General features: G+C 72.9%; 20 protein-coding genes. 10 read left to right on the top strand and 10 right to left on the bottom strand.

Annotation, left to right across the window (positions count from 1 at the left end; genetic code table 11):
- Positions 1–121 precede the first annotated feature (121 nt).
- The 7 genes from MET2598_RS0112290 to MET2598_RS0112260 all read left to right on the top strand — a co-directional run bounded on the left by MET2598_RS0112290 (position 122) and on the right by MET2598_RS0112260 (position 8,928).
- Positions 122–1,315, top strand: a complete 1,194-nt coding sequence (locus MET2598_RS0112290) for a CaiB/BaiF CoA transferase family protein (RefSeq protein ID WP_012334805.1) — start codon at positions 122–124, stop codon at positions 1,313–1,315.
- Positions 1,312–2,238 carry a hydroxymethylglutaryl-CoA lyase gene (locus MET2598_RS0112285; protein ID WP_018261027.1) on the top strand — a complete coding sequence of 309 codons (927 nt, stop codon included), beginning with the start codon at positions 1,312–1,314 and terminating at the stop codon, positions 2,236–2,238. The genes MET2598_RS0112290 and MET2598_RS0112285 overlap by 4 nt, the downstream gene beginning before the upstream one ends.
- A 209-nt stretch (positions 2,239–2,447) precedes the next feature.
- Entirely contained in the window at positions 2,448–3,770 is a 1,323-nt protein-coding gene (locus MET2598_RS0112280; RefSeq protein ID WP_018261026.1) for an MFS transporter, read from the top strand.
- 196 nt (positions 3,771–3,966) lie between these two features.
- Complete coding sequence (locus MET2598_RS0112275; RefSeq protein ID WP_018261025.1) at positions 3,967–4,614, top strand: dienelactone hydrolase family protein; 648 nt, start codon at positions 3,967–3,969, stop codon at positions 4,612–4,614.
- A 77-nt stretch (positions 4,615–4,691) separates the two neighbouring features.
- Positions 4,692–5,987, top strand: coding sequence for a solute carrier family 23 protein (locus tag MET2598_RS0112270; protein ID WP_018261024.1), 1,296 nt, complete (start codon positions 4,692–4,694; stop codon positions 5,985–5,987).
- Between the two features lie 490 nt (positions 5,988–6,477).
- Positions 6,478–8,370 carry a flagellin N-terminal helical domain-containing protein gene (locus MET2598_RS0112265; RefSeq protein WP_012334800.1) on the top strand — a complete coding sequence of 631 codons (1,893 nt, stop codon included), beginning with the start codon at positions 6,478–6,480 and terminating at the stop codon, positions 8,368–8,370.
- Between the two features lie 348 nt (positions 8,371–8,718).
- On the top strand, positions 8,719–8,928 hold the full coding sequence (locus tag MET2598_RS0112260; protein WP_012334799.1) for a hypothetical protein: 210 nt from the start codon (positions 8,719–8,721) through the stop codon (positions 8,926–8,928).
- On the opposite strand, the gene MET2598_RS39080 is transcribed toward MET2598_RS0112260, so the two are convergent.
- Positions 8,918–9,127: a hypothetical protein gene (locus tag MET2598_RS39080; RefSeq protein WP_083784731.1), complete on the bottom strand. Its 210-nt coding sequence runs from the start codon at positions 9,125–9,127 to the stop codon at positions 8,918–8,920. The two genes, MET2598_RS0112260 and MET2598_RS39080, sit on opposite strands and share 11 nt — an antisense overlap.
- Before the next feature lie 6 nt (positions 9,128–9,133).
- Entirely contained in the window at positions 9,134–9,907 is a 774-nt protein-coding gene (locus tag MET2598_RS0112255; RefSeq protein WP_018261023.1) for an MOSC domain-containing protein, read from the bottom strand.
- 238 nt (positions 9,908–10,145) lie between these two features.
- Between MET2598_RS0112255 and clpB the strand changes: the two genes are divergently transcribed.
- Both clpB and MET2598_RS0112245 read left to right on the top strand, forming a co-directional pair.
- Positions 10,146–12,782, top strand: coding sequence for an ATP-dependent chaperone ClpB (gene clpB / locus MET2598_RS0112250; RefSeq protein ID WP_018261022.1), 2,637 nt, complete (start codon positions 10,146–10,148; stop codon positions 12,780–12,782).
- A 279-nt stretch (positions 12,783–13,061) separates the two neighbouring features.
- Entirely contained in the window at positions 13,062–13,727 is a 666-nt protein-coding gene (locus MET2598_RS0112245) for a metallophosphoesterase family protein (RefSeq protein WP_018261021.1), read from the top strand.
- On the opposite strand, the gene MET2598_RS0112240 is transcribed toward MET2598_RS0112245, so the two are convergent.
- The 5 genes from MET2598_RS0112240 to rpmH form a co-directional block, all read right to left on the bottom strand.
- Entirely contained in the window at positions 13,681–14,085 is a 405-nt protein-coding gene (locus MET2598_RS0112240) for a DUF423 domain-containing protein (protein WP_012334795.1), read from the bottom strand. The genes MET2598_RS0112245 and MET2598_RS0112240 overlap by 47 nt on opposite strands.
- Positions 14,085–14,735, bottom strand: coding sequence for a ribosome biogenesis GTP-binding protein YihA/YsxC (gene yihA, locus MET2598_RS0112235; RefSeq protein ID WP_012334794.1), 651 nt, complete (start codon positions 14,733–14,735; stop codon positions 14,085–14,087). The genes MET2598_RS0112240 and yihA overlap by 1 nt, the downstream gene beginning before the upstream one ends.
- Complete coding sequence (gene yidC, locus MET2598_RS0112230) at positions 14,735–16,609, bottom strand: membrane protein insertase YidC (protein ID WP_018261020.1); 1,875 nt, start codon at positions 16,607–16,609, stop codon at positions 14,735–14,737. Before yidC ends, yihA begins: the two co-directional genes overlap by 1 nt.
- A 108-nt stretch (positions 16,610–16,717) precedes the next feature.
- Positions 16,718–17,134: a ribonuclease P protein component gene (gene rnpA / locus MET2598_RS0112225; RefSeq protein WP_018261019.1), complete on the bottom strand. Its 417-nt coding sequence runs from the start codon at positions 17,132–17,134 to the stop codon at positions 16,718–16,720.
- A 50-nt stretch (positions 17,135–17,184) separates the two neighbouring features.
- On the bottom strand, positions 17,185–17,319 hold the full coding sequence (gene rpmH / locus MET2598_RS0112220) for a 50S ribosomal protein L34 (protein WP_010300405.1): 135 nt from the start codon (positions 17,317–17,319) through the stop codon (positions 17,185–17,187).
- A gap of 338 nt (positions 17,320–17,657) precedes the next feature.
- Here rpmH and MET2598_RS0112215 point away from each other — a divergent pair, with 338 nt between their 5' ends.
- Positions 17,658–17,849 carry a DUF1192 domain-containing protein gene (locus tag MET2598_RS0112215; protein WP_012334791.1) on the top strand — a complete coding sequence of 64 codons (192 nt, stop codon included), beginning with the start codon at positions 17,658–17,660 and terminating at the stop codon, positions 17,847–17,849.
- A gap of 105 nt (positions 17,850–17,954) precedes the next feature.
- On the opposite strand, the gene MET2598_RS0112210 is transcribed toward MET2598_RS0112215, so the two are convergent.
- The 3 genes from MET2598_RS0112210 to MET2598_RS0112200 are packed head-to-tail and all read right to left on the bottom strand — an operon-like array spanning position 17,955 to position 24,603.
- Positions 17,955–18,854, bottom strand: a complete 900-nt coding sequence (locus MET2598_RS0112210; protein WP_012334790.1) for a transglutaminase family protein — start codon at positions 18,852–18,854, stop codon at positions 17,955–17,957.
- On the bottom strand, positions 18,851–21,364 hold the full coding sequence (locus MET2598_RS0112205) for a circularly permuted type 2 ATP-grasp protein (RefSeq protein WP_018261018.1): 2,514 nt from the start codon (positions 21,362–21,364) through the stop codon (positions 18,851–18,853). The genes MET2598_RS0112210 and MET2598_RS0112205 overlap by 4 nt, the downstream gene beginning before the upstream one ends.
- Complete coding sequence (locus MET2598_RS0112200; protein ID WP_018261017.1) at positions 21,361–24,603, bottom strand: transglutaminase family protein; 3,243 nt, start codon at positions 24,601–24,603, stop codon at positions 21,361–21,363. Before MET2598_RS0112200 ends, MET2598_RS0112205 begins: the two co-directional genes overlap by 4 nt.
- Between the last annotated feature and the right edge of the window lie 166 nt (positions 24,604–24,769).

Raw genomic sequence — 24,769 nt, 5'->3', positions numbered from 1 at the left:
GGCCCCCGCCGGAGGACGTCCGCGTTCTCGAATCGCGAACGGTCATTGGCGAGATGCGGTTGGATCCGCGACCGCCTTCTCCGTTACGTCTTCGGCAACAGGGAAAGATGGAGGAAAGGCCATGAGCGGTCCCCTCGCGGGCATTCGCGTGCTGGAACTCGGCCAGCTGATCGCCGCGCCCTTCGCCACGCGGCTGATGGCGGAGTTCGGCGCCGAGGTGATCAAGGTCGAGCCGCCGGGACAGGGCGACCCCCTGCGCAAGTGGCGCAAGATGCACGAGGGCACCTCGCTCTGGTGGTACCTGCAGTCGCGCAACAAGAAGTCGATCGCCGTCAACCTGAAGTCGCCCGAGGGGCTCGAGATCGTCCGCGACCTCGCCCGCGGCGCCGACGTGGTGGTGGAGAATTTCCGGCCCGGCGGCCTGGAGAAGCTCGGCCTCGGCTGGGACGTGCTCTCGGCCCTCAACCCGAACCTGGTGATGGTGCGCATCTCGGGCTACGGCCAGACCGGCCCCTACCGCGACCGCCCGGGCTTCGGCGCCATCGGCGAGTCGATGGGCGGGATCCGCTTCACCACCGGCAGCCCGGACGCCCCGCCGGCCCGGGTCGGGGTCAGCATCGGCGACACGCTCGCCTCGCTGCACGGGGTGATCGGCGCCCTGATGGCGCTGTTGCGGGTGAAGACCGGCCAGGGCGGCGGCCAAGTGATCGACGTGTCGCTCGTCGAGAGCGTGTTCAACGTGATGGAGAGCCTCGTGCCCGAGTACGACCTCCTCGGCGAGGTCCGCACGCGGACGGGCGGCGCGCTGCCCGGCATCACGCCCTCCAACACCTACCCGACCCGGGACGGCGGCTACGTCGTCATCGCGGGCAACAGCGACCCGATCTTCCGCCGGCTGATGGCGGCGATCGGCCGGCCCGACCTCGCCGAGGCCCCGGCGCTCGCCAGCAACGACGGCCGCTCGCGCCAGGCCGGGATGCTCGACGACGCCATCGCGGACTGGACGCGGGCGCGCAGCGTCGAGGAGGCGCTGGCGGCGCTCGACGCGGCCGACGTGCCGGCCGGCCGCATCTACTCGGTGGCCGACATCGTCGCCGACCCGCACTACCAGGCCCGCGACATGATCCTGCAGGCCGAGCTGCCCGGCGGCGCCCGGGTGAAGATGCCGGGCATCGTGCCCAAGCTCTCCGAGACCCCCGGCACGGTGCGCTGGCAGGGGCCGGCGCTCGGCGCCCACACCGACGCGGTGCTGACCGAACTCGGCCTCGACGCCGAGCGCATCGCCCGCCTGCGCGACGCGGGAGCGGTGGCATGAGCGACGCCATGATCGTCCAGGAGGTCGCGACCCGCGACGGCTTCCAGATCGAGCCCACCTTCGTGCCGACCCCGGAGAAGATCCGGCTGATCGACGCGCTCTCGGCCTGCGGCTTCAGCCGGATCGAGGTCTCCTCCTTCGTCTCGCCGAAGGCGGTGCCGGCCCTCGCCGACGCGGCCGAAATCTTCTCCGGCATCCGGCGCCGCCCCGGCACCACCTACGTGGCCCTGGTGCCGAATCCGCGGGGCGCCGAGCGCGCCCTGGCGGCGGGCGCCGACGAGATCAATCTCGTCGCCTCGGCGAGCGAGACCCACAACCGCGCCAATATGGGCATGACCCCCGAGGCCTCGATCGCCGGCTTCGCGCGGATCATGGAGACGGTGCGGGGCGCGCCCGTCAGCGTCAACGCCACGGTGGCGACCGCCTTCGGCTGCCCCTTCGAGGGCGCGCAGCCCGAGGACAAGGTGCTGGCTCAGGTCGAGCGCTACCGCGCGCTCGGCGTCGACGGGGTGACCCTCGCCGACACGACCGGCATGGCCAATCCCCGGCAGGTGGCCCGGCTCGTCGCCCGCGCCCTCGCGCTGGTCGGGCCGGAGCGGCTGACGCTGCACTTCCACAACACCCGCGGCTGCGGGCTCGCCAACGTGCTCGCCGCCTACGAGGCCGGGGCCCGCCGCTTCGACGCCGCCCTGGGCGGCCTCGGCGGCTGCCCCTTCGCCCCGGGGGCGACCGGCAACATCTGCACCGAGGACCTGGTGAGCATGGCCCACGAGATGGGCGTGCCCACCGGCCTCGACCTCCCGGCCCTGATCGCCCTGTCGCGGGACCTGCCGCGGCTCGTCGGGCACGACGTTCCGGGCCAGGTCGCCAAGGCCGGCCGGCCCTGCGACCTCCACCCGAGCCCGCCGCTCAGGGCGGCCTGATCCGGGATCCGGTTGATCCAAGCGGCTCCCGGATCACGAGCCCGCGCGGCGCTTGAGCGAAGCCCAGATCCGCCATCCCGAAGGGATCAAGCGGATTTGGAATGACCCGCGCGGGAAGCCGCCCGTCCGAAGGCGGCCCCGCGCTCCCCCCATGCGCGACGACGCGGCCCCTCACGGGCGCGTGCGCCCATCCAAACCAGGAGGAAACGATGGCCATCGCCACCGCCGGCCCGCTCGCCGGAATCGATGAGGTCACGGAGCGGAGCGTCGTCCGCAAGGTCGCGTGGCGGCTGATGCCGCTCATCATGATCTGCTACATGGTCGCTTTCTTCGACCGCATCAACATCAGCTTCGCCAAGTTCCAGCTGCAGAGCGACCTCGGCTTCAGCAACGTGGCGTACGGTCTCGGCGCCAGCATGTTCGTGGTCGGCTACGTCATCTTCGAGGTGCCCTCGAACCTGATGCTCTACCGGGTGGGGGCGCGGCGCTGGATCGCCCGCATCATGATCTCCTGGGGCATCGCCACCGCGCTGATGATCTTCATTCGCGCGGAATGGCACTTCTACGCCCTGCGCTTCGTGATCGGCGCGATGGAGGCGGGTTTCGCCCCGGGCATCCTGTACTACCTCACCCTGTGGTTCCCGGCCTCGCATCGCGGCCGCATCACCTCCTTCATGTTCGTGGCCTCGGCCTTCTCGGGGATCTTCGGGGCGCCGCTGGCCGGCCTGATCCTCGGCGGCCTCGACGGTGCCCTCGGGCTCACCGGGTGGCAGTGGCTCTTCCTGGCCGGCGGCCTGCCCTGCCTCCTCCTCGGCGCGCTGGTCCTGACCCGCCTCGAGGACCGGGTCTCGGAGGCGCGCTGGCTCTCGGCGCGCGAGAAGGACCTGCTCGCCTCGCGCATCGCCCACCACAACCGCGACATCGGCGACCACTCGCTCTGGGGCGCGATCCGGCAGCCGGGCTTCCTGCTCATCGCCTTCGTGTACTTCCTGCTGCAGGTGGGCTCCTACGGCCTGAACTTCTGGGGGCCGGACCTGATCAAGACCGCGAGCGGCGGCGCGGCGGCCTCGGTCGGCCTGCTGACGGCGATCCCCTACATCTGCGGCGCGATCAGCATGGTGGTGGTCGGGCGCCTGTCCGACGCCTCGGGCGAGCGGCCGAAATTCGTGGCGGCCCTCGCCGTCGCGGCGGCGCTCGGCTTCTTCGCCGCCGGCCTGTTCGACCGCCAGATCGTGCCGCTGATGCTGGCGCTCGCCCTGCTCGGCTCGGGCATCATCGCCTCGATCCCGGCCTTCTGGACGCTGCCGGCGAAGCTCACCACCGGGGTCGGCGCGGCGGGCGGCATTGCGCTCATCAACACGCTGGGCCAGTTCGGCGGCATCGTCAGCCCGGTGATGGTCGGCTGGGTCAAGGACCTGACCGGCTCGACCACGCCGGCCCTCTACGGCATCGGCGCGCTCTGCCTGCTCGCCGCCATCCTGCTGCTCACCGCGATGCCGGAGAGCCTGCGCCGGAGCGACCGGGCCGCCTGATCCGGGATCCGCTTGATCGAAGCGGATCCCGGATCACGAGCCCGCGCGGCGCCTGAGCGACGCCCGAATCCGCCATCCCGAAGGGATTAGGCGGATTTGGTAAGAGCCCTCCGGCCCCCGCCCCGCATCCTTCGCCGCGGACCGCGAGTTGGTGCGGCCGGGGCGACGACCAGCGGGCGGGATTCGAGGCCGGAGCATGCTGAGCTTCACGAGTGGCGGGACGCGGATCGCGGTGGAGTGGTTCGCGGCGGGGGGCGGGCCGGCCGCCCCGGCCCTCCTCCTCCTGCACGGGGCGGACGGGCTCAGCTTCGCGGAGGGCTACCGGTTGGCGGCCCGCACCTTCGCGGCCGCGGGCTACCCGGTCGGCTTCGTGCACTACCTCGACCGCACCGGCGACCGCCGGGTCGCCTATTCCCGGCTCCGGCAGGATTTCCCGCTCTGGGCCGGGACGGTGCGCGACGCGGTCGGCTGGCTCGCGCGCCAGCCCGGCGTGGACGCGCAGCGGATCGGCCTCGTGGGGGTCTCGCTCGGCGCGGCCCTGGCCTTCGAGACGGCCGCCTCCCTGGCCGGGATCAGGGCGATCGTCGATTATTTCGGGCCCCTGCCCGAGGGGCTCGCGGCGCGCCGGCCGCGCCTGCCGCCGACCCTGATCCTGCACGGGGCGCGCGATCCGATCGTGCCGGTCGCGCAGGCCCACGCGATCGCCCGCCTGCTGGCGGAGCAGGGCACCCCCCACGAGATCCGGATCTATCCCGACCAGGGGCACGCCCTGGTCGGGGCCGCGCAGTTCGACGCCGCGGCGCGGGTGCGGCGCTTCCTGCAGCGGCACCTCAGCGGGGCGTGAGGGGGCTCCGGAGGCGCCGCGCCGCGCTGGCCTGCGCGCGGGAGATGCGGCAGAGGAGGCGCGGGGGAGGAGCCGCCATGGAGCAGCGGGACCGGGACGGGCCGTCGGGATGGCCGCGCTGGCGCCTCAGCCGGGGAGGGGTGATCCTGCCCGACGAGCGGCCGCCGCTGGGCCAGATGCTCGTGCTCGCCCTCCAGCACGTCGTCGCGATGTTCGGCTCGACGGCCCTCGCGCCGCTGCTGATGGGATTCGATCCCAACCTCGCCATCCTGTTCTCCGGCATCGCCACGCTCCTGTTCTTCGTCGTGGTCGGCGGCCGGGTGCCGAGCTATCTGGGCTCCAGCTTCGCCTTCATCGCCGTGGTGATCGCCGCGACCGGCTACGGCGGCAGCGGCCCCAACCCGAACCTCCCGGTGGCGCTCGGGGGCATCGTGGCGGCCGGGGCGCTCTACGCCCTCATCGGCGGCGTCGTCATGGTCGCGGGCCATGCCTGGATCGGCCGGCTGATGCCCCCGGCGGTGACCGGCGCGATCGTCGGGGCGATCGGCCTCAACCTCGCGCCGATCGGCGTGAAGGGCATCTCGGGCTCCGGGCTCGCGGTGGGGGTGGGGCTCTTCACGGTGGCGGCGGTGGGGCTCGCCGCCTCGCTGCCGGGCGCCGCCCGGCGGCTGCCCCTGCTGATCGGGGCCCTCGCCGCCACGCTCCTGTATGCCGGCCTCGCGAACGGTCTCGGCCTCGCCCCGCCCCTCGACCTCGCGCGGGTGGCCGAGGCGCCCTGGTTCGGCTGGCCGCGTTTCGCCGCGCCGGTCTTCGAGCCGGCGGCGATCGCGCTGATCGCCCCGGTCGCCCTGGTGCTGGTCGCGGAGAATCTCGGCCACGTGAAGGCCATCGCGGCCATGACCGGCCGCGACCTCGACCCCTATCTGGGCCGGGCCTTCCTCGGCGACGGCCTCGCCACGATGCTGTCGGGGGCCTTCGGCGGCACGGGCGTGACCACCTACGCGGAGAACATGGGCGTGATGGCGGTCACGCGCATCTACTCCACCCTGGTCTTCGCCACCGCCGGCCTCGTCGCCATCCTGTTCGGGCTCTCGCCGAAATTCGGCGCCGCGATCCTGCTGATCCCCGGCCCGGTGATCGGCGGCCTGGCGGTGGTGGTGTTCGGCCTGATCGCCGCCACGGCGGGGCGCATCTTCGTGGAGAACCGGGTCGATTTCTCGCGCACCCGGACCCTGCTCACCGTCGGCACCGCCCTGGTGCTCGGGGCCGGCGACTTCACGGTGAGCCTCGGTCAGTTCCGGCTCGGCGGCATCGGCACGGCGACCGCCGCCTCGATCCTGCTCTACCACCTCCTGCGGGACGAGCCGGATTGAGCCCGACCGCCGGGCCGGCCGCCCCGCCGGGCCCGGCAGCAATCCGCGTGCCACCTGTCCCGGCCGGCGCAGCGCAGGCACCGGTCCGGCGCCCCGGCCCGCCCCCTCCGTGCCGTAATGGCGCAGCGTCAATCGCCTTGAGCGCAACCTTTCTCAGGGCAGACCGGGCCACGGGATCGGTCCTGTTCGCTCAGAGGCCCCGCCCGCGCCCGGGACGACCGCAATCCTTGGCGCGCGGCCGCGGATCACGCGCGCGCATTACGATCGCGGCGGGCCTGAGGTCCGATTTTAACCATACCTGTTCTTGAGAGAAGCGCGCCTGACGGCCGGGTGGAACTCGCGCGGCGCGATTCTTAATTCCAAGTCTCGAATCGGATCAGACGCGCGACCGCATTAACCAACACTCAACCATACGCTCGTAAACTGACCGTAAGCGACAAGTGCGCGCATCCCCGAACCCGGGGATACCGAACGACAGGATTCCGCTCGGATGTCGTCCATCACCCTCTCGGCTGCGACGCGTCAGAACCTGCTGTCGCTGCAGGACACGGCGAGCCTGCTCGCCACCACCCAGAACCGCCTCGCGACCGGCAAGAAGGTCAACACGGCCCTCGACAACCCGACCAACTACTTCACGGCCGACGGGCTGACGGCGCGGTCGGCCGGGCTCAGCGCGCTCCTCGACGGGGTCTCGAACGGCATCCAGGTGATCCAGGCCGCCAATACCGGCATCACCAAGCTGAAGAGCCTCACCGAACAGCTGAAATCGGTGGCCCAGCAGGCGCTCTCCTCCGCCAATGCCTTCTCGGCCAAGGCCAGCGTGGCCTCGACCACCCTGACCGGGGCCACGAGCACGAACCTGCTCTCGATCGGCCCGACCGCGGCGGCGAGCGATGCCGCGATCGGCTCGCTGCCGCCCGCCACGGCCGTGCAGCTGACCATGACGGGCAGCGTCGATCTCAGCAATACGGCCGCGATCCAGGCGGCATTGTTCACGTCGAGCAACAGCCTGACGGTGACCATCGACGGGGTTCAGGTCACGGTGAACAAGGGGATCGACGACGCCAGCCCGACGGCTTTGGCCGCCTCGATCACGGCCCAGCTCAAGGCCGCCGGATCGTCGATCACGGTCGCGCCGAGCGGCGCCACCCCCAACACGCTGGTCGCCAAGGGCACGGCGGACGGTGCGCCCTTCAGCATCGGGACCGACGCCGCGACCACCAAGCTGTTCGGCACGGTCACGCAGTCGAGCAACGTCTTCGTGCCGACGGCGACGACGCTCGCCACCGGCCTCGGCTTTCAGGTCGGGGATTCCTTCACGGTGAACGGCCGCTCGGTGACGATCGCCCGCAACGACACCCTGGCCTCCCTCGCCCAGAAGGTCGGCACCGCCACCGGCGGCGCCGTGACCGCGGCCTACGACGCGGTGAGCCAGAAATTCGTCTTCACGGCGGCGGATCCCGCCACCACCATCGCCCTCGGCGACGGCGGCACCGCCACCGGCAAGGTCGCCAATCTCGGCTTCAGCACCACGAGCTTCGGGGCCGGCCTCGGGGCCGGTTCCGGCACGAACTTCAAGCAGAGCCCGCTCAACGGCCAGACCATCACGGTGCGGGTGGCGAACGGCACCGGCGTGACCCTGACCTTCGGCCCCGCCGCGGGCCAGATCTCGACCCTGACGCAGCTCAACGCGGCGCTCGCCCCGGCCAACGCGCAGGCGACCCTCGATCCCACGACGGGGCAGATCAAGCTCACCACCACCAACGAGGCCGGCGCCGACAGCCTGACGTTGATCGCCTCGCCGCCCCCGACCTCGAACAACGTCGCCAACCCGTTCAACACCGGCACGGCGATCGCCACGATCGGCGGCGACGGCCTCACGGCGCGCAACGGCCTCGTGACGACCTATAACGGCCTGCTCACCCAGATCGACCAACTCGCCGCCGATGCGAGCTTCAACGGCGTCAACCTGCTCGCCGGGGACAACCTGACGCTCAACTTCAACGAGCGCAGCACGTCGCAGCTCTCCGTGACCGGGGTCAACGTGTCCGCGGCGAGCCTCGGCCTGACGCCGGTCGGCCAGGCCGACTTCGTGGAGAGCATCGCGATCAACAAGGTGCTCGCCACCATCAACTCGGCCGCCAGCGCGCTGAAGAACCAGGCCGCGTCGCTCGGCGCGAACCTCGCCGTGGTGCAGAACCGGCAGGACTTCACCAAGCAGCTCATCACCGTGCTCGACACCGGCGCGGCGAACCTGACCAACGCGGACATGAACGAGGAAGCGGCGAATTCGCAGGCGCTGCAGACCCGCACCTCGCTCGGCACGTCGGCGCTGTCGCTCGCCAACCAGGCGCAGCAGGCGATCCTCCAGCTCCTGCGCTGAGCGCTTCCCGGCGCGCGCCGCGCGAGGGCGCGCGCCTCGCGGCCGCGCCCGCCCCGGGGCAGGGGGCGGATCGTCCGCCGCGCCGGCGGCGCCGCGCCGGATCCCGACCCATCGACGGCTCCGGGCCCGCCGCGGCTGCGGCGCGCGCGATCCGATCGTGCTCGCGGCGCGATCATCGAGAGCCGGTCGATGTCCCGCCTCCTTCGCGCCCCGCCCCTTTCCCGGGTCCAGTATTGATGCGGAGCTGACGCAAGGAAGGTCGGGTTCCGCGGCCCGGACGACGTGGGATTAAGAACGCGTTAACCATTTGGGCGCAGGGTCCCGGGGAGCCCAGCCCGAGGCCGAACGATGCCGCAGACGGATCCGCTGCTCCCCCGCCCAGCCCTCACCCATCCGGCCCACCTCGCCGCCGCGCTCGCCAGGCTGGGCCGCGATGCGGGAAGCCGCCGGGAGGTCTGGCGCCTGCTGACCGACCGCTACACGGTCGATCTGGACGCGGTGGCGGCGGCCCTGCCGCCCGAGGAGCCCGAGCCGATCTGGCTGCCGCTCAAGGGCTGATCCGGGATCGGCTTGATCGAAGCGGATCCCGGATCACCAGCCCGCGCGGCGCCCGAGCGAAGCCGACATCCGCGTTGCCGAAATCGGGGATGGCGAAGCCATCGACCGGATGTCGCATGAGCCCGCGCGGCGCCTGAGCGACGCCGACATCCGCGTTGCCGAAATCGGGGATGGCAAAGCCATCGACCGGATGTCGCATGAGCGGTCAGGCCGCCGCGGAGAGCGCGTCGTCGCGGCGCAGGGCGCCCCCGGCCACTACCGTCGCGTAGACTCCGCAATCGGCGTGGCCGAGGCGCCGCATCAGCGCCCGCGGGATCGCGAGGTCGCGCTGGCCGGTCGCCGGATCCACGTTGGTGGCCGCGCAGCGCTCCGTCCGCTTGGTCACGCGCAGGCGCAGCCCGTTCTCCGCCGCCAGCTCGGTCCCGACCAGGTCCAGCTCCGCGAAGGGCGCGAGGCCGGTGACCTGCAGGTTGCCCCGGAAGCGCAGCGGGTCGACCGGCGCCCCGACCATGTCCTCGATCGCCGCCACGCTGGCGAGGTTGATGAGCGAGACGAAGCCCTGCCGCGAATCCGTGAAGCGGAACCCCTCCGGCGCCGCGAGCAGCTTCGGGGGCCCGCGCAGGGCGTCCGGCACGACGCGGCGCATCAGGGCCTCGACCGCGAGCCGCCCCTCGCGCGTGCCGAGGTCGGCCCGCAGCACCTCCCGGTCCCCCTCGCGGATCGTCAGCGTGCCGCTCGCGTCGTCGTAGCGGGTGGCGAGCCGCGCCAGCGCCTCGTCGCGCATCAGCATCAGGAACTTGATCTTGGGCTGGTGGGCGGGCGCGGCCGGGTCGAACCCGCTCGGGCCGTTCTCGATCGCGAACAGCCGGTCACCCGGGAAGTAGCGCCCGGCCTCCAGCTCCGCCGCCTCCAGCGGCTCGGGGGAGAGGCCCTTGACCGGGTAGCGGTGGAGGGCGGCGACGCGCAGCGTGACGGTCATGGCCCAGCGCTACGCCGCCCAGGCCCGCGGAGCAAGCCGCCCCGTCCCCCGCCGCGCGCATGACGGATCGGCGTCGCCGCGGCGTGCCGCCCCTTGTGTTACCGATATGTCACACCACATGCAGGTCACCGGCGGCTCGCTGCGAGCGCCGGGGGCCCCGCGCCGGAGCGGCGGGGGCGCCTGTCGGTCCGTCCGCGCCCGGTGGGGCGGGCGGTCGCGCACGAGGAGGGGAGACGAGATGAATTTCGAGAAATACACCGAGCGCGCCCGCGGCTTCGTTCAGGCCGCGCAGAATCTCGCGCTGCGCGAGGGGCACCCGCAGCTCTCGCCCGGCCACGTGCTGAAGGTCCTGCTCGACGATCCCGAGGGCCTCTGCGCCGGGCTGATCGAGCGCGCCGGCGGCCAGTCGCGGGTGGCGCTCGCGCAGACCGAGGCGTGGCTCGCCAAGCAGCCCAAGGTCTCGGGCGGCGCCTCGCAGCCCCAGGCGACCCGCGACCTGATGCGCCTGTTCGACACCGCCGAGAAGGCCGCCGAGAAGGCGGGCGATTCCTACGTCACGGTCGAGCGCCTGCTGCTCGCCCTCGCGGTCGAGAAGGACAGCGAGGCCGGCCGCGCCCTCGCGGCCGCGGGCGTCACCTCCCAGTCCCTGAACGCGGCCATCAACGCCCTGCGCAAGGGCCGCACCGCCGACAACCCGACGGCCGAGAACGCCTACGACGCGCTCAAGAAGTACGCCCGCGACCTCACCGAGGCGGCGCGCGAGGGCAAGCTCGACCCGGTGATCGGCCGCGACGAGGAGATCCGCCGCACCATCCAGGTCCTGTCCCGGCGCACCAAGAACAACCCGGTGCTGATCGGCGAGCCCGGCGTCGGCAAGACCGCCATCGTGGAGGGGCTGGCGCTGCGCATCATCAACGGCGACGTGCCGGAGAGCCTGCGCGACAAGCAGCTGCTCGCCCTCGACATGGGCGCGCTGATCGCCGGCGCGAAGTACCGCGGCGAGTTCGAGGAGCGGCTGAAGGGCGTGCTCTCCGAGGTCACGGCGGCCGAGGGCGGCATCATCCTGTTCATCGACGAGATGCACACCCTGGTCGGGGCCGGCAAGGCGGACGGGGCGATGGACGCCTCGAACCTGCTCAAGCCCGCCCTCGCCCGGGGCGAGCTGCACTGCGTCGGCGCCACGACCCTCGACGAGTACCGCAAGCACGTCGAGAAGGACGCGGCGCTCGCGCGGCGCTTCCAGCCGGTCTTCGTCTCGGAGCCGACCGTGGAGGACACGGTCTCGATCCTGCGCGGCATCAAGGAGAAGTACGAGCAGCACCACGGCGTGCGCATCCAGGATTCGGCGCTGGTGGCGGCCGCGACCCTGTCGAACCGCTACATCACCGACCGCTTCCTGCCCGACAAGGCGATCGACCTCGTCGACGAGGCCGCCTCGCGCCTGCGCATGCAGGTCGATTCCAAGCCCGAGGAACTCGACAACGTCGACCGCGAGATCGTGCGCCTGAAGATCGAGGCCGAGGCGCTGAAGAAGGAGACCGACGCCGCCTCCCGCGACCGGCTGACCCGGCTGGAGAAGGAGCTCGGCGACCTCGAGGAGCAGTCGGCGGCGATCACGGCGCGCTGGAAGGCCGAGAAGGACAAGCTCGGCCGGGCCGCGGAGCTGAAGAAGAAGCTCGACGAGGCCCGCACGGAACTCGCCTCGGCGCAGCGCCAGGGCCAGTACCAGCGGGCGGGCGAACTGGCCTACGGCATCATCCCGGGGCTGGAGCGCGAACTCGGCGACATCGAGGCCCGGGGCCCGGACGGCAGCCGCGGCAACGGCTCGGGCTTCATGGAGGAGGCGGTGACGCCCAACCACGTGGCCGGCGTCGTCTCGCGCTGGACCGGCGTGCCGGTCGACAAGATGCTGGAGGGAGAGCGCGAGAAGCTGCTGGCGATGGAGGAGGCGCTGGGTCGCCGGGTGGTCGGCCAGCGCGAGGCGGTGGAGGCGGTGGCGACCGCGGTCCGGCGCGCCCGCGCCGGCCTGCAGGACCCGAACCGGCCGATCGGCTCGTTCATGTTCCTCGGGCCGACGGGCGTCGGCAAGACCGAGCTGACCAAGGCGCTGGCGAGCTTCCTGTTCGACGACGAGACCGCGATGGTGCGCCTCGACATGTCCGAGTACATGGAGAAGCACTCCGTCGCCCGCCTCATCGGCGCCCCCCCCGGCTATGTCGGCTACGAGGAGGGCGGCGCCCTCACCGAGGCCGTGCGGCGCCGGCCCTACCAGGTCGTGCTGTTCGACGAGATCGAGAAGGCGCATCCGGACGTGTTCAACGTCCTGCTGCAGGTTCTCGACGACGGGCGGCTCACCGACGGGCAGGGGCGGACGGTCGACTTCCGCAACACGCTCCTGGTGATGACCTCCAATCTCGGCGCCGAGTACCTGGTGAACCAGCCCGAGGGCCAGGACACCGACGCGGTCCGGGACGAGGTGATGGCGGTGGTGCGGGCGCATTTCCGGCCCGAATTCCTCAACCGGGTGGACGAGATCATCCTGTTCCACCGGCTGAAGCGGGCGGAGATGGGCGCGATCGTCGACATCCAGCTCGGCCGCCTGCAGAAGCTCCTCGACGAGCGCAAGATCACGCTCGACGTCGAGCCCGATGCCCGCGCCTGGCTGGCCGAGCGCGGCTACGACCCGGCCTACGGCGCGCGCCCGCTCAAGCGCGTGATCCAGAAGTCCGTGCAGGACCCGATGGCCGAGCAGATCCTCGCCGGCAGCGTCCACGACGGCGAGGCCGTGCGGGTGCGGCTCGGGCCGGAGGGGCTGATGATCGGCGACGTGGCGGTCACCGCCGCGCGCCGGCCGGCCGGCGTGCCGCTGAACTGATGCCGGCGGCCCGGGATGCGGACGCATCGGGCCGTCGACCCTCTCGCATGCGCGAGCCAAGCCAGCGGCTCGGCGACCGGTCGAGCACCGTACCGGCGGTCACGTCTCGTGACCGCCGGTACGGGCCGGAGCGACGACGGCGAGGGCCGGTCACCGCGCGGGGCCGGCCCTCTCTGCCGTGGGAGCCGCGCCGCGGTCGCGGATCGGGATCGTGCCGCCGGCGTTCCGGTTGCTCTATGATGGCCCGGACCGGGCGAGAGGTCCTGCGAGGGAACGCGGATGGACGGCGAGGGGCTCACCTACGCGATCGGGGACATCCACGGTTGCGCCGACCAGCTCGACCGGCTGCTCGCCGAGATCGAGGTGCATCGGGCGGGGCGGCCGCGGCGCATCGTCTGCCTCGGCGACTACGTCGACCGCGGGCCCGACAGCGCCCGGGTCATCGCCACCCTACGCGCCCTCCAGGAGCGGGAGCCCGGCCAGGTCACCTGCCTGAAGGGCAATCACGAGGCGATGCTGCTCGGCGCCCTCTCGGGCGCCGACGAGCCGCTCTGGCTGTTCAACGGCGGCCGGGCCGTGCTCGCCTCCTACGGCGTGGCGCGGGTCGACCAGCTGCCCCGGGGCGACCTCGACTGGATCGCCGCCCTGCCGACGCTGCACGAGGATGCGCGGCGCTGGTACGTCCATGCGGGGTTCCGGCCCGGCCGGCCCGCCCCCGACCCGGATCCGGAGCAGCGGCTGTGGATCCGCGAGCCCTTCCTGTCGGCCGATTACGATTTCGGCAAGCACGTGGTGCACGGCCACACGCCCCTGCGCAGCGGCCATCCGGACGCGCGGCGCCATCGCACCAACCTCGACACCGGGGCGGTGTTCGGCGGGCCGCTCACCGCCGGGGTGTTCACCCGCGAGCAGGCGGCGGCGGTGACGTTCCTGCAGGTGCGCTGACCCGCAGCAGGCCCGCGAGGGCGGCGAGCGCCCAGCCGAGCATCAGGACGAGGCCGCCGGTCGGCGCCGCCATCGGGAAGAGCGGATGGCCCGCCAGCGCCCGCGCGGACAGGTCGCCGCTGAACAGGACGAGGCCGAGGACGAGGCAGGCGGCGGCGGGCCGGGCGAGGCCCGGGCGCAGGCGGCCGCTCCCGCTGAGGCCGGCCAGCGCCAGCACCGGGCCCGCGTGGACGAGCAGGAACTGCGCGGCGGTCGCGAGCGTGCCGCCGGTCAGGTGGGCGGCCGCCGCGGAGGCGGCGACGCCGAGCAGGCCCGCGAGCGCGCCGAGCGCGAACAGGATGCGCTCGGGGCGGGGCATCAGCCGCGCTCGGCGAGGAGCCGCGCCACGCTGGCCCGCAGGGCCGGGATGCCCTCGCCCGTGCGGCTCGAGGTCAGGATGATCTCCGGATAGGCCGCCGGCCGGCGGGCGAGGGCGGCCGCGGTGGCGTCGAGCCGGGACGCCACCTCGCCCTTCTTGAGGTCGTCGCCCTTCGTCAGCACCACCTGGTAGGAGACGGCGGCCGCGTCGAGCTCGTCCAGCACCTCGCCGTCGTTCGGCTTGATGCCGTGGCGGGCGTCGATCAGCACGTAGACCCGGGCGAGGTTCGCCCGGCCCTGCAGGTAGGCGTGGATCAGCTCGGTCCAGGAGGCGACCTTGGCCTTCGACACCGCGGCGTAGCCGTAGCCCGGCATGTCGACCAGCGTGAGCTTGCCGCCGAGGTCGAAGAAGTTGAGCTGCTGCGTGCGCCCCGGCGTGTGCGAGGTGCGCGCCAGCGTGTTGCGGCCGGTGAGCGCGTTGATGAGGCTCGACTTGCCGACATTCGAGCGGCCCGCGAAGGCGATCTCCAGGCCGCGCATGGGCGGCAGACCCGCCAGCGTGTCGGACGCGGTGGCGAAGTCGGCGGGGCCCGCGAAGAGCAGGCGCCCCGCCTCGATCAGGGCCGCGTCGGCCTCGTCCGGCCCCGCCATCAGCCCTTGGCCGTCTTCACCTGGGTGCGGCGCTGGAACGTCGAGCGCAGGTTGTCCCACAGCTCCACCTTCACCCCGTTGCGCCGCATGATCCAGTATTGCTGCAGGATCGACAGCAGGTTGTTCCACGCCCAGTAGATCACCAGCCCGGCCGGGAACGAGCCCAGCATGAAGGTGAAGATGATCGGCATGAAGGTGAAGACCTGGGCCTGCACCGGATCGGGCGGGGCCGGGTTCATCTTCATCTGCAGGAACATCGTGATGCCCATGACGATGGGCCAGACGCCGAGATGGAGCAGGTCCGGCGGCGTGAAGGGCAGGAGGCCGAACAGGTTGACGATCGAGGTCGGATCCGGGGCGGCGAGGTCGCGGATCCAGCCGAAGAACGGCGCGTGCCGCATCTCGATCGTGACGAACAGCACCTTGTAGAGCGAGAAGAAGACGGGGATCTGGATCAGCACCGGCCAGCAGCCCGCCACCGGATTGATCTTCTCCTTCTTGTACAGCTCCATCATCGCCTGCTGCTGCTTCACCTTGTCGTCGGCGTAGCGCTCGCGGATCGCGGTCATCTCCGGCTGGACGGCCTTCATCTTGGCCATCGAGACGTAGGAGCGATTGGCGATCGGCAGGAAGAACAGCTTCAGGATCAGCGTCACTACCAGGATCGAGACGCCGAAATTGCCGAAGAGCTTGTAGAACAGGTCCAGGGCTTTGAACATCGGCTTGGTGATGAAGTAGAACCAGCCCCAGTCGATCAGGAGATCGAATTGCTTGATGTTCAGCTTCTCGCGGTAGGCGTCGACGGTCGAGACCTCCTTGGCGCCGGCGAAGAGGCGCTGGCTCGCCTGCACGGAGGCGCCGGGCGCGACCGCCCTGGCCTCGCCGAGGCTGCTTGCCTGGTAGACCTTGGTCGCGCCCTCGTCGCGCTCGGTGAAGCTGCCGGTATAGGGCGCCTGCTGGTCGGGGATCGTCGCCGCCGCCCAGTACTTGTCGGTGATGCCGAGGAAGCCGCCGGTGGCGCCGGGCCAGGACACGCCGCGGGTGCCGGGGGCGCCGAGCGGGTTCTCCTTGGCCATCTTGTCGTAGGTGTATTCCTGGAGGCCCTTGTCGCCGACCACGCCGATCATGCCCTCGTGGAGCACGTAGTAGCCCTGGGTGTGCGGCTTGCCCCAGCGCGAGACCAGCCCGTAGGGGTAGAGCGTGACCGGGTTCGGGCCCTTGTTCTCGACCGAATCCTCGATCGTGAACATGTACTTGTCGTCGACCGAGAGGGTCCGGCGGAACACCAGGCCGGCGCCGTTGTCGAAGGTCAGGACCAGGGGCTTCTTCGCGGTCAGCACGTCGCCGTCCGCGGTCCAGACCGTGTCGCTGCCCGGCAGCGGCCCGGCATTCTGGCCGACCCAGCCGAACTCGGCGTAGTAGGGATTGGCCGAGCCCGCCGGCGAGAGCAGCACGATCTCCGGGCTCTTCGGGTCGACCGTCTCGTGGTAGCCCTTGAGGGCGACGTCGTCGATGCGCCCGCCCTTGAGCGCGACCGAGCCCCGCAGGGCCTCCGTGTCGATGCGCACCCGCGGGGCGCGGGCGAGCGCCTCGTCGCGGGCGAGCGCCGCCTGCGGGCTGCCGCCGGCGGCGCCCGGGAGCGTGCCGGGCACGGGGGCGGAGGGGCCGCCCTCCTTCGGGCTCGGGGAGGCGTTGACGCCCTGCGAGGGATTGACGCCCTGCGAAGGGTTGACGCCCTGCGAAGGGTTGACCTGGGCCGCCTGCTGCTGGCGCTGGCGCTCGACCTGCGGCGCCGTCACGAAGTAGTTCCAGCCGAGGAGCACCGCCAGCGACAGCGCGATGGCGATGATCATGTTGGTCTTGTCGTTACCCATGAAGGTCCCGCGACGGCTGCCGCCTCATGCACGAGGCCGGGCGCGCGTCAGGCGGCGTCCGGCCCGGATTCTTCTGCAAGAGGCGAGGCCGGGCGACCCGGTATCGCCTCACGGTTGTGGTTCGGGCGGCGCGGCCTCGCGGCGGGGCCGGCCCGGCTGTCCCGCCGGCTTCGGCTTCGTCACGGTGGCGAGCGCCCGCCGGATGTCGTCGACCAGAACCTCGAAAGGCGCGCCCAGGGCCTCGCGCCGGCCGATCAGCACCAGGTCGAGGGCCCGCTCCGCGTGCTCCGGTCCGATCTCGGCCGCGGCGGCCTTCAGGCGGCGCCGGATGCGGTTGCGCTCGGTGGCGTGGCCGGTCTTCTTGGTGACCGTGAAGCCGAACCGCAACCCGGTGGCGGGCTCCTCCGCCCGCCGCGGGCGCCCCTGCGCGGTCATGCGCCCGGTGTGGAAACGGCGGCCCGTGGCCGCCGCCAGGTAGTCGGGGCGCCGCGTGATCCGCCCGATCGGCGGCCTGCCGGCGCCCATGCGGCTGAGGGCCTTGGCCGAGGGCCTGGGCCGAGGCCTGGCCGGACCGCTTACGCCGACAGGCGCTTGCGGCCGCGGGCGCGGCGGGCGGCGATGACCTTGCGGCCGCCGACCGTGGCCATCCGCGCGCGGAAGCCGTGACGGCGCTTGCGCACGAGCTTGGAGGGTTGATACGTTCTCTTCACGGCGATGCCTCAGAAGGCCGGGGCCGACGATGTGCGACACCGCCGCAGCCCTCGTGGATGACTGAACTGTTCAGACGAATGGCGAGCGCCCGCCCTCGTCGGGCGGCGGCCTCGCGTCCGGCGCTGTATGGCGGAATGGCCGGGGCGAGTCAATCGCGTTGGGACAGGTGCGGCCCGGGTCTCCGGGCCCGGAGGGGTTCCGGCGGCGGGCCAAGCCGGACATGCTTGCCGGACATGCTTGCGGCCCGGGACGCGCCCGCGCAGGGAGAGACGCGCCCGCGCCCAGAAGACCGGCGCCCGCGCCCAGAAGGCCGGCGCCCGCCCCAAGGAGACCCCGCATGCTCACCGACGACGACCGCCCGCGGCCCCAGACCTCCACCCACGTGCTCGGCCAGGACCTCACGGCCCTCTCGCTCGGCGACCTCGACGCCCGCATCGCGCTCCTGCGGGCGGAGATCGCCCGGCTGGAGGAGGCCCGCCGGCACCGGCAGGCCTCGCAGGAGGCGGCGAAGTCCGTGTTCAAGTTCTGAGCGCTAGAGCGATTTCCGACGAAGTGGATGCCGGTTCGTCGCAGACAATGCGGCAAGATCAAAGATCGAGAGCGGCACCCGGTTGCAACGTGATCGGGTGCTGCTCTAGGCCCCGGCCGCGAGGTCCCGCGCCTCCTCCTCCGGCACCACGTCGACGGCGACCGTCAGGCGCTGCGACCCCGACCCGGCGATGATTCCGGCGACCGGGGCGACGTCGGCGTAGTCGCGCCCCGTCGCCAGCACGATGTGGTCGTCCTCGACCGCGACCGCGTTGGTCGGGTCGAGGCCGTGCCAGCCGTCGCCGCACCAGACCGAGACCCAGGCGTGGCTCGCATCCGCCCCTTCGAGGCGCTTCATGCCCGGGGGCGGGCGGGTACGCAGGTAGCCGCTGACATAGGCCGCCGGCAGGCCGAGCCCGCGCAGCCCCGCGATCATGATGTGGGCGAAGTCCTGGCAGACGCCCCTGCGGCCCGCGAAGGCCTGCGCCACCGGGGTCGCCACGTCGGTGGCCCCGGCGTCGAAGGTGAAGTCCGCGTGGATGCGCCGCATCAGGTCGACCGCCCCCGCGTAGAGGCCGCCCCCCGGCGGGAAGCTCGCCCGGGCATAGGCCGTCACCTCGGCCGCGAGCGGCACCCGCCGGCTCGGGCCGGCGAAGTGCACCGGGGAATGCGGCGCGAGGCTCGGATGCGCCAGGACCCGCTCGCGCACCTCCTCCCAGGCGAGGCCCGAGGCGAGGTCGGGCAGTTCCGACCGGTCGACGTCGATGCGCGACAGCGCCTCGATCCGGAAGGCCCGGTGCGGCGTCTCCACGGTGAGCGTCGTGGTCGCGTTGCCGAAGAAGTCGGCCCCGGTCGCGCGCCGGTGGGAGTGCGGCTGGATCGTGATCTGGTGCGAGAGCACGCGCTGCCCCTCGCCGGTGGCCGGCGTCAGGCGCAGGACGCAGCGCGCGTGGGTCACCGCGTCCCGGTAGGCGTAGGAGGTGACGTGGCGCAGGAGGTAGATCACGCGAGGGCCACCAGTCGCTCGGGGCGGGCGGCGTCGGAGCCCCCCGGGAAGTAGCGCGCCGCCGCCGCCTCGGCGATGGCCCAGAGGCGCGCCTCCCAGTCCTGCGCCACGGCGGGGGAGAGGGCGGCGGCCTCGGCGCTGGCGATCTCGCCCGCGAGCCGGAGCACCATCCGGGTCGGCGGCTCGGGCAGCCCGTCCTGGCGCAGGGCCGGCAGCCCGTCGAGGTGCTCGGCGAGCCGCTCGACCTGGAAGGCCACCGAGCGCGGGTTGAAGGGGTCGAGCAGCACCAAGTCGCGCACCGGCGCCAGGGCCACGCCGAGCAGGTAGCGCGCCCCGTAGGAGATGCGGGAATCGACGAGCTGCAGCAGCGTGGCGAGGTCGTCGCCGCTGGCCTCGTCCGCCGCGAAGATCTCGGCGAAGCGGCAGGTGTTGATCGCCCGCTCGATCCGCCGGCCCATGTCGACGAAGGGCCAGCCGCCGGCCCGGTTCATGTTCTCCTGCGCGAGCCCCGCCAGCGCGGCGGCGAGTTCGAGCGCCCGCTCCGCGCGGTCGAGCCACGCCGCCTCCGAGCCGGGAACGGATTGCGGCCGCTCCAGCAGGTCGTGCAGGGCGCTGAGCGCCCGCCAGGTCTCGAGGGAGAGCCGCTCGCGCAGGGAGGCGGCGTTGCGCCGCGCCGCCGCGACGTGGGCGCGGGCCGAGCCCCAGGCCTCGCGGCCCGAGAGCGCGTGGGCGGCGAGGGCGGCCGCGGGTCCGAGCGTCGTCGGCACCGCCCCCCAGCTGTGCAGGAGGTTGCGCAGCCGCGCGTGCGTGCCGAGATCCGCCTCGCTGCGCGCGAGCCCGCCCGCCCCGCTGAGCAGGCAGGAGGTGAGGCGCAGCATCGCCTCGGCCCGCTCCAGGTAGCGGCCAAACCAGAACAGGTTGTCGGCCGCCCGGCTCGGCAGCAGGCCCTGCACCCGGCGCACCGAGGGCTGCTCCAGGCGCGGCAGGGCCGCGGCGGGATCGCCGTCGCTGCCGCCCAGCACCCAGACGTCGGCGGCGCGCACCCCCGCCCCCATGGCGAGCGGCTGCACGTCCGCCTGGGCCGAGATGCGGCAGAACCCTCCCGGCATCACCTGCCAGCCCCCCGGCGTCGCCGCGGCGAAGACCCGCAGCACGAAGGGCCGCGGCACCAGCCCGTCCCCGTCCCAGACCGGGGCGGTCGAGAGCTGGACCGGCTCCTGGGCCACGAGGTCGCCGGGGCGGTCGCGCAGGACGGCGAGGAGGCGGGCGGTCTCCTCGGGGTCGCGGGCGCCGAAGGCCCTCGTGGTGAAGGCGCCCTGGGCCGGCGCCGCGGCGGGGCGCAGGGTCAGGGTCTCGACCCGCTCCAGCACCGCCTCGCGCTGGGCGCGGTCGCCGCACCACCAGGTCGCGAGGCCCGGCAGGCGCAGGGGCTGCCCGAACAGGTGCTCGGCGAGCCGCGGCAGGTAGGCGGCGAGCCAGCCGCCCTCGACCAGCCCCGCCCCCGGCATGTTGCCGATCACGCAGGCGCCGGCCTTCACCGCCTCGACGAGGCCCGGCACGCCGAGCCGGGAATCCGGCTCGAGGGTGAGGGGATCGACGTAGTCGCCGTCGACCCGGCGCCAGAGCACGTCGGCGCGCTTGAGGCCCGCCACCGTGCGCACGTAGAGCCGGCCGTCCTGGACCAGCAGGTCGTCGCCCTCGACGAGGGCGAGGCCGAGGTAGCGGGCGAGCACCGCCTGCTCGACGTAGGTGTCGCCGTAGGGGCCGGAGGTGAGCAGGCCGATGCGGGGCTCGACCCGCTCGGCGGCGGCGGCGAGCCCGTCCCGGAAGGCCTGGAAGAACGGCGCGAGGCGCTCGACGTCGAGGGCCCCGTGCACCTCCGGCAGGGCGCGGGCGAGCACCATCCGGTTCTCCAGCGCGTAGCCGACGCCGGAGGGGGCCTGGGTGCGGTCGGCGAGCACGCGCCAGCGCCCGTCCGGCCCGCGCGAGAGGTCGGCGGCGTAGAGGTGGAGCTGGCGCCCGTGGCCGGGCTGGCGCACCCCGTGCAGGGGGCGCAGGAATTCGGGGCTGCCCGCCACCGCCGCGGCCGGGATCAGGCCCGCCGCGACGAGGTGGGCCTCGCCGTAGAGGTCGGCGAGGATCGTCTCCAGCAGGCTCGCGCGCTGGGCGACGCCCGCGGCGATCTCCGCCCACTCGTCGCCCTCGATCAGCAGCGGCAGCACGCCGAGGGGCCAGTCGCGCTCCGCCGCCTCCCCGTAGACCCGGTAGGCGATGCCGGTGTTGTGGATGTGCCGCTCGGCGGCGGCGAGCCGGGCGGCGATCTCCTCCTCGGCCAGGGCGGAGAGCCGGTCGAGGAAGCCGTCCCAGGCCCGGCGGGGCGTCCCGTCCGGGCCGATCAGCTCGTCGGGCACGCCCGGGAGCGGCCGGTAGCCGGCGCTCCAGCGCGCGCGCCGCTCCGCCCGCTCCGCGTCGGGATCCGGGGCGGCGGCGAGCGAGGCCGCGGCGCTCATCGGGGCGCGGGCGCGCGCAGGTCGAGGGTGAGCGGGAATTCGCGCCGCGGCTCCTCGGGGGCGGGGGTGACCCGGCCGGGCGTGTGGCCGTGGTCCTGGAAGCGGGCGAGGCGCCGCCCCTCCGCCTCGTAGGTGTTGACCGGGAAGGTCTCGTAATTGCGCCCGCCCGGATGGGACACGTGGTAGGTGCAACCGCCCAGCGAGCGGCCCGACCACGCGTCGACGATGTCGAAGGTCAGCGGCGAATGGACCGGGATCATCGGGTGCAGCGCCGAGGCCGGCTGCCAGGCCTTGAAGCGCAGGCCCGCCACCGCCTCGCCGGAGCGCCCGGTCTCGGTCAGGGGCAGGCGCCGCCCGTTGCAGGTGACGACGTGCCGGCTCGGCACGTAGCCCTCGACGCGCACCTGCAGCCGCTCGACCGAGGAATCGACGAAGCGCACCGTGCCGCCGGACGAGCCCTCCTCGCCCAGCACGTGCCAGGGTTCGAGGGCCTGGCGCAGTTCCAGCGTGACGCCGCCGTGCTGGACCGTGCCGTAGAGGGGGAAGCGGAACTCGGCCTGCGCCCGGTACCAGACCGGGTCGAAGGCGTAGCCCGCCCCGCGCAGGTCGCCGAGCACGCCGAGGAAATCCTGCCAGAGGAAGTGGGGCAGCATGAAGCGGTCGTGGAGCGCGGTGCCCCAGCGGACGAAGCCGCCCTCCTGCGGCTCGCGCCACAGCCACGCGATGATCGCCCGCAGCAGCAATTGCTGGGCGAGGCTCATGCGCGCGTCCGGCGGCATCTCGAAGGAGCGGAATTCGAGCAGGCCGAGCCGCCCCGTCGCCCCGTCCGGCGAGTAGAGCTTGTCGATGCAGATCTCGGCCCGGTGGGTGTTGCCGGTCACGTCGACGAGGACGTTGCGGAAGAGCCGGTCGACGAGCCAGAGCGGCACCTCGGGCCCGCCCGGGGGCGGCACCTGCGCGAGGGCGATCTCCAGCTCGTAGAGCCCGTCGTGGCGCGCCTCGTCCATGCGCGGCGCCTGGCTCGTCGGGCCGATGTAGAGGCCCGAGAACAGGTAGGACAGCGACGGGTGGCGCTGCCAGTAGAGCACGAGGCTCTTCAGCAGGTCGGGCCGGCGCAGGAAGGGCGAATCCGCCGGGGTCGCGCCGCCGAGCACCACGTGGTTGCCGCCGCCGGTGCCGGTGTGGCGCCCGTCGATCATGAATTTCTGCGCGCCGAGCCGGATCTCGCGGGCGTCCTGGTAGAGGCCGGTGGTGATCTCGACCGCCTCCCGCCAGGTGCGGGCCGGGTGCACGTTGACCTCGATCACGCCGGGATCGGGCGTGACCTTGATCACCCCGAGGCGCGGGTCGTAGGGCGGCTCGTAGCCCTCGATGTGGATCGGGATGCCGGTCTCGGCCGCGGCCTTCTCCAGGGTCGCGACGAGTTCGACGTACTCGTCCGCCCGCTCGACGGGCGGCATGAACACGCACACCGCCCCGTCCCGCGGCTCGATCGCGAGCGCGGTGCGCACCGGGACGCCGGGGGCGGGGCGGCTGCGCGCCGCGGGCCGGGAGGGCAGGGGACCCCGCGCCTCCAGCGGATCCTGCGGGGCGTAGTAGGGAAACTCCTCCTGCGGCAGGGAGATCAGGGAGTTGAGCGGCAGCCGGAAGCCCACCGGCGAGTCGCCCGCCGCGAGGTAGAGGGCTCCCCGGCGCGTCTGCCACTTCTCCGAGACCCAGACCCGCCCGGCCCCGGCCTGCACGCTGGCGAGGGGCAGCACGTAGCCGACCGGCTCCGTGAGGCCGCGCCTGTAGATCCGCGCCATCCGCTCCTGGAACTCGGCGTCGCCGACCCGCGGCTGAAGCGGCGTGGTGTTGATCGGGAGTTCCGCCTCCTTGCGCTCCCAGTAGACCGGGTCCTCGAAGGTCGGCTGCAGGTAGGGCCCCAGGCCGAGCGCCTTGGCGAGCGCCTTGCCGAAGGCCTCCGCGTGCTCGATGCCGGTATCCTGCGGCCCGGCCACGCGGGCGATCAGCGCCTCGTCGCGCCAGATCGGCTGCCCGTCCTTGCGCCAGTAGAGGGCGAAGGCCCAGCGGGGCAGGCTCTCGCCCGGATACCACTTGCCCTGGCCGTAATGCAGGAGGCCGCCCGGCGCGAAGCGCTCGCGCAGGCGGCGGATCAGCTGGTCGGCGAGCGCCCGCTTGGTCGGGCCCACCGCCGCGGTGTTCCACTCGGGCGACTGGAAATCGTCCACCGACACGAAGGTCGGCTCGCCGCCCATGGTCAGGCGCACGTCCTGGGCGGCGAGGTCCCGGTCGATCCGGTCCCCGAGCGCGTCCATGGCGCCCCAGGCCTCGTCCGAGAACGGCCGCGTCACCCGGGGCGCCTCGGCGACCCGCATCACGTTCATCTCGAAGTGGAAATCCACCTCCGCGGGGTCCGCGAGGCCGGAGATCGGGGCGGCCGAGCGGTAGTGCGGCGTGGCGGCGAGCGGGATGTGGCCCTCGCCGCAGAGCAGGCCGGAGGTTGCGTCGAGGCCGATCCAGCCCGCGCCCGGCACGTAGACCTCGGCCCAGGCGTGCAGGTCGGTGAAGTCCTTGGAGGTGCCGGCCGGCCCGTCGACCGCGGTGGTGTCGGGGACGAGCTGGATCAGGTAGCCGGAGACGAACCGGGCCGCGAGGTTGAGGCGGCGCAGCACCTGGACGAGGAGCCAGGCCGAATCCCGGCAGGAGCCGCTGGCGGCGTCGAGCGTCTCGTCGGGCGTCTGCACGCCCGGCTCCATGCGCACCACGTAATTGACGCTGTCCCGCACCATCTCGTTGAGCGCGACCAGGAACAGGACGGTGTTCTTCTCCTCGGGCAGGCGCGTCAGGAACGCGTCGAGCAGCGGCCCGCCGTCGTTCGGCACCAGGTAGGGCGCGAGTTCCTCCTGCAGCTCCGCCGGATACGCGAAGGGCAGGGTCTGGGCGTAATCGTCGACGAAGAAGTCGAACGGGTTGATCACCGCCATGTCGGCGGCGATGTCGACCTCGACCCGGAACTGCGTCGTCTTCTCGGGGAAGACGAGCCGGGCGAGCCAGTTGCCGCTCGGGTCCTGCTGCCAGTTCACGAAGTGGTTGCCGGGCGTGACCTTGAGCGAATAGCTCAGGATGCGGGTGCGCGTGTGCGGCGCCGGCCGCAGGCGGATCACCTGCGGGCCGAGGCTCACCGGACGGTCGTAGGTGTAGGAGGTGACGTGGTGCAGGGCAGCCTTGATCGACACGGTGTCTCCGGATGTCTGGCGGCGTCGCGGCGCGCGCGTCGGTCCTGATCGCGATCCTGGTCCTTCGGGCTTCTACACGTCCGCCCCCGGCGCGTCAGCCGCGGACGGGACGCGGGGACCGCCGCATTCCCGCGGGGCGGCGCGGTCCCCGGTCGAGGCAAGTCCC

The organism is Methylobacterium sp. WSM2598 (assembly GCF_000379105.1).
GTDB lineage: Bacteria > Pseudomonadota > Alphaproteobacteria > Rhizobiales > Beijerinckiaceae > Methylobacterium.
Note: the sequence above shows the minus strand (reverse complement) of the source record. Positions and strands in the feature narration are given on the sequence as shown.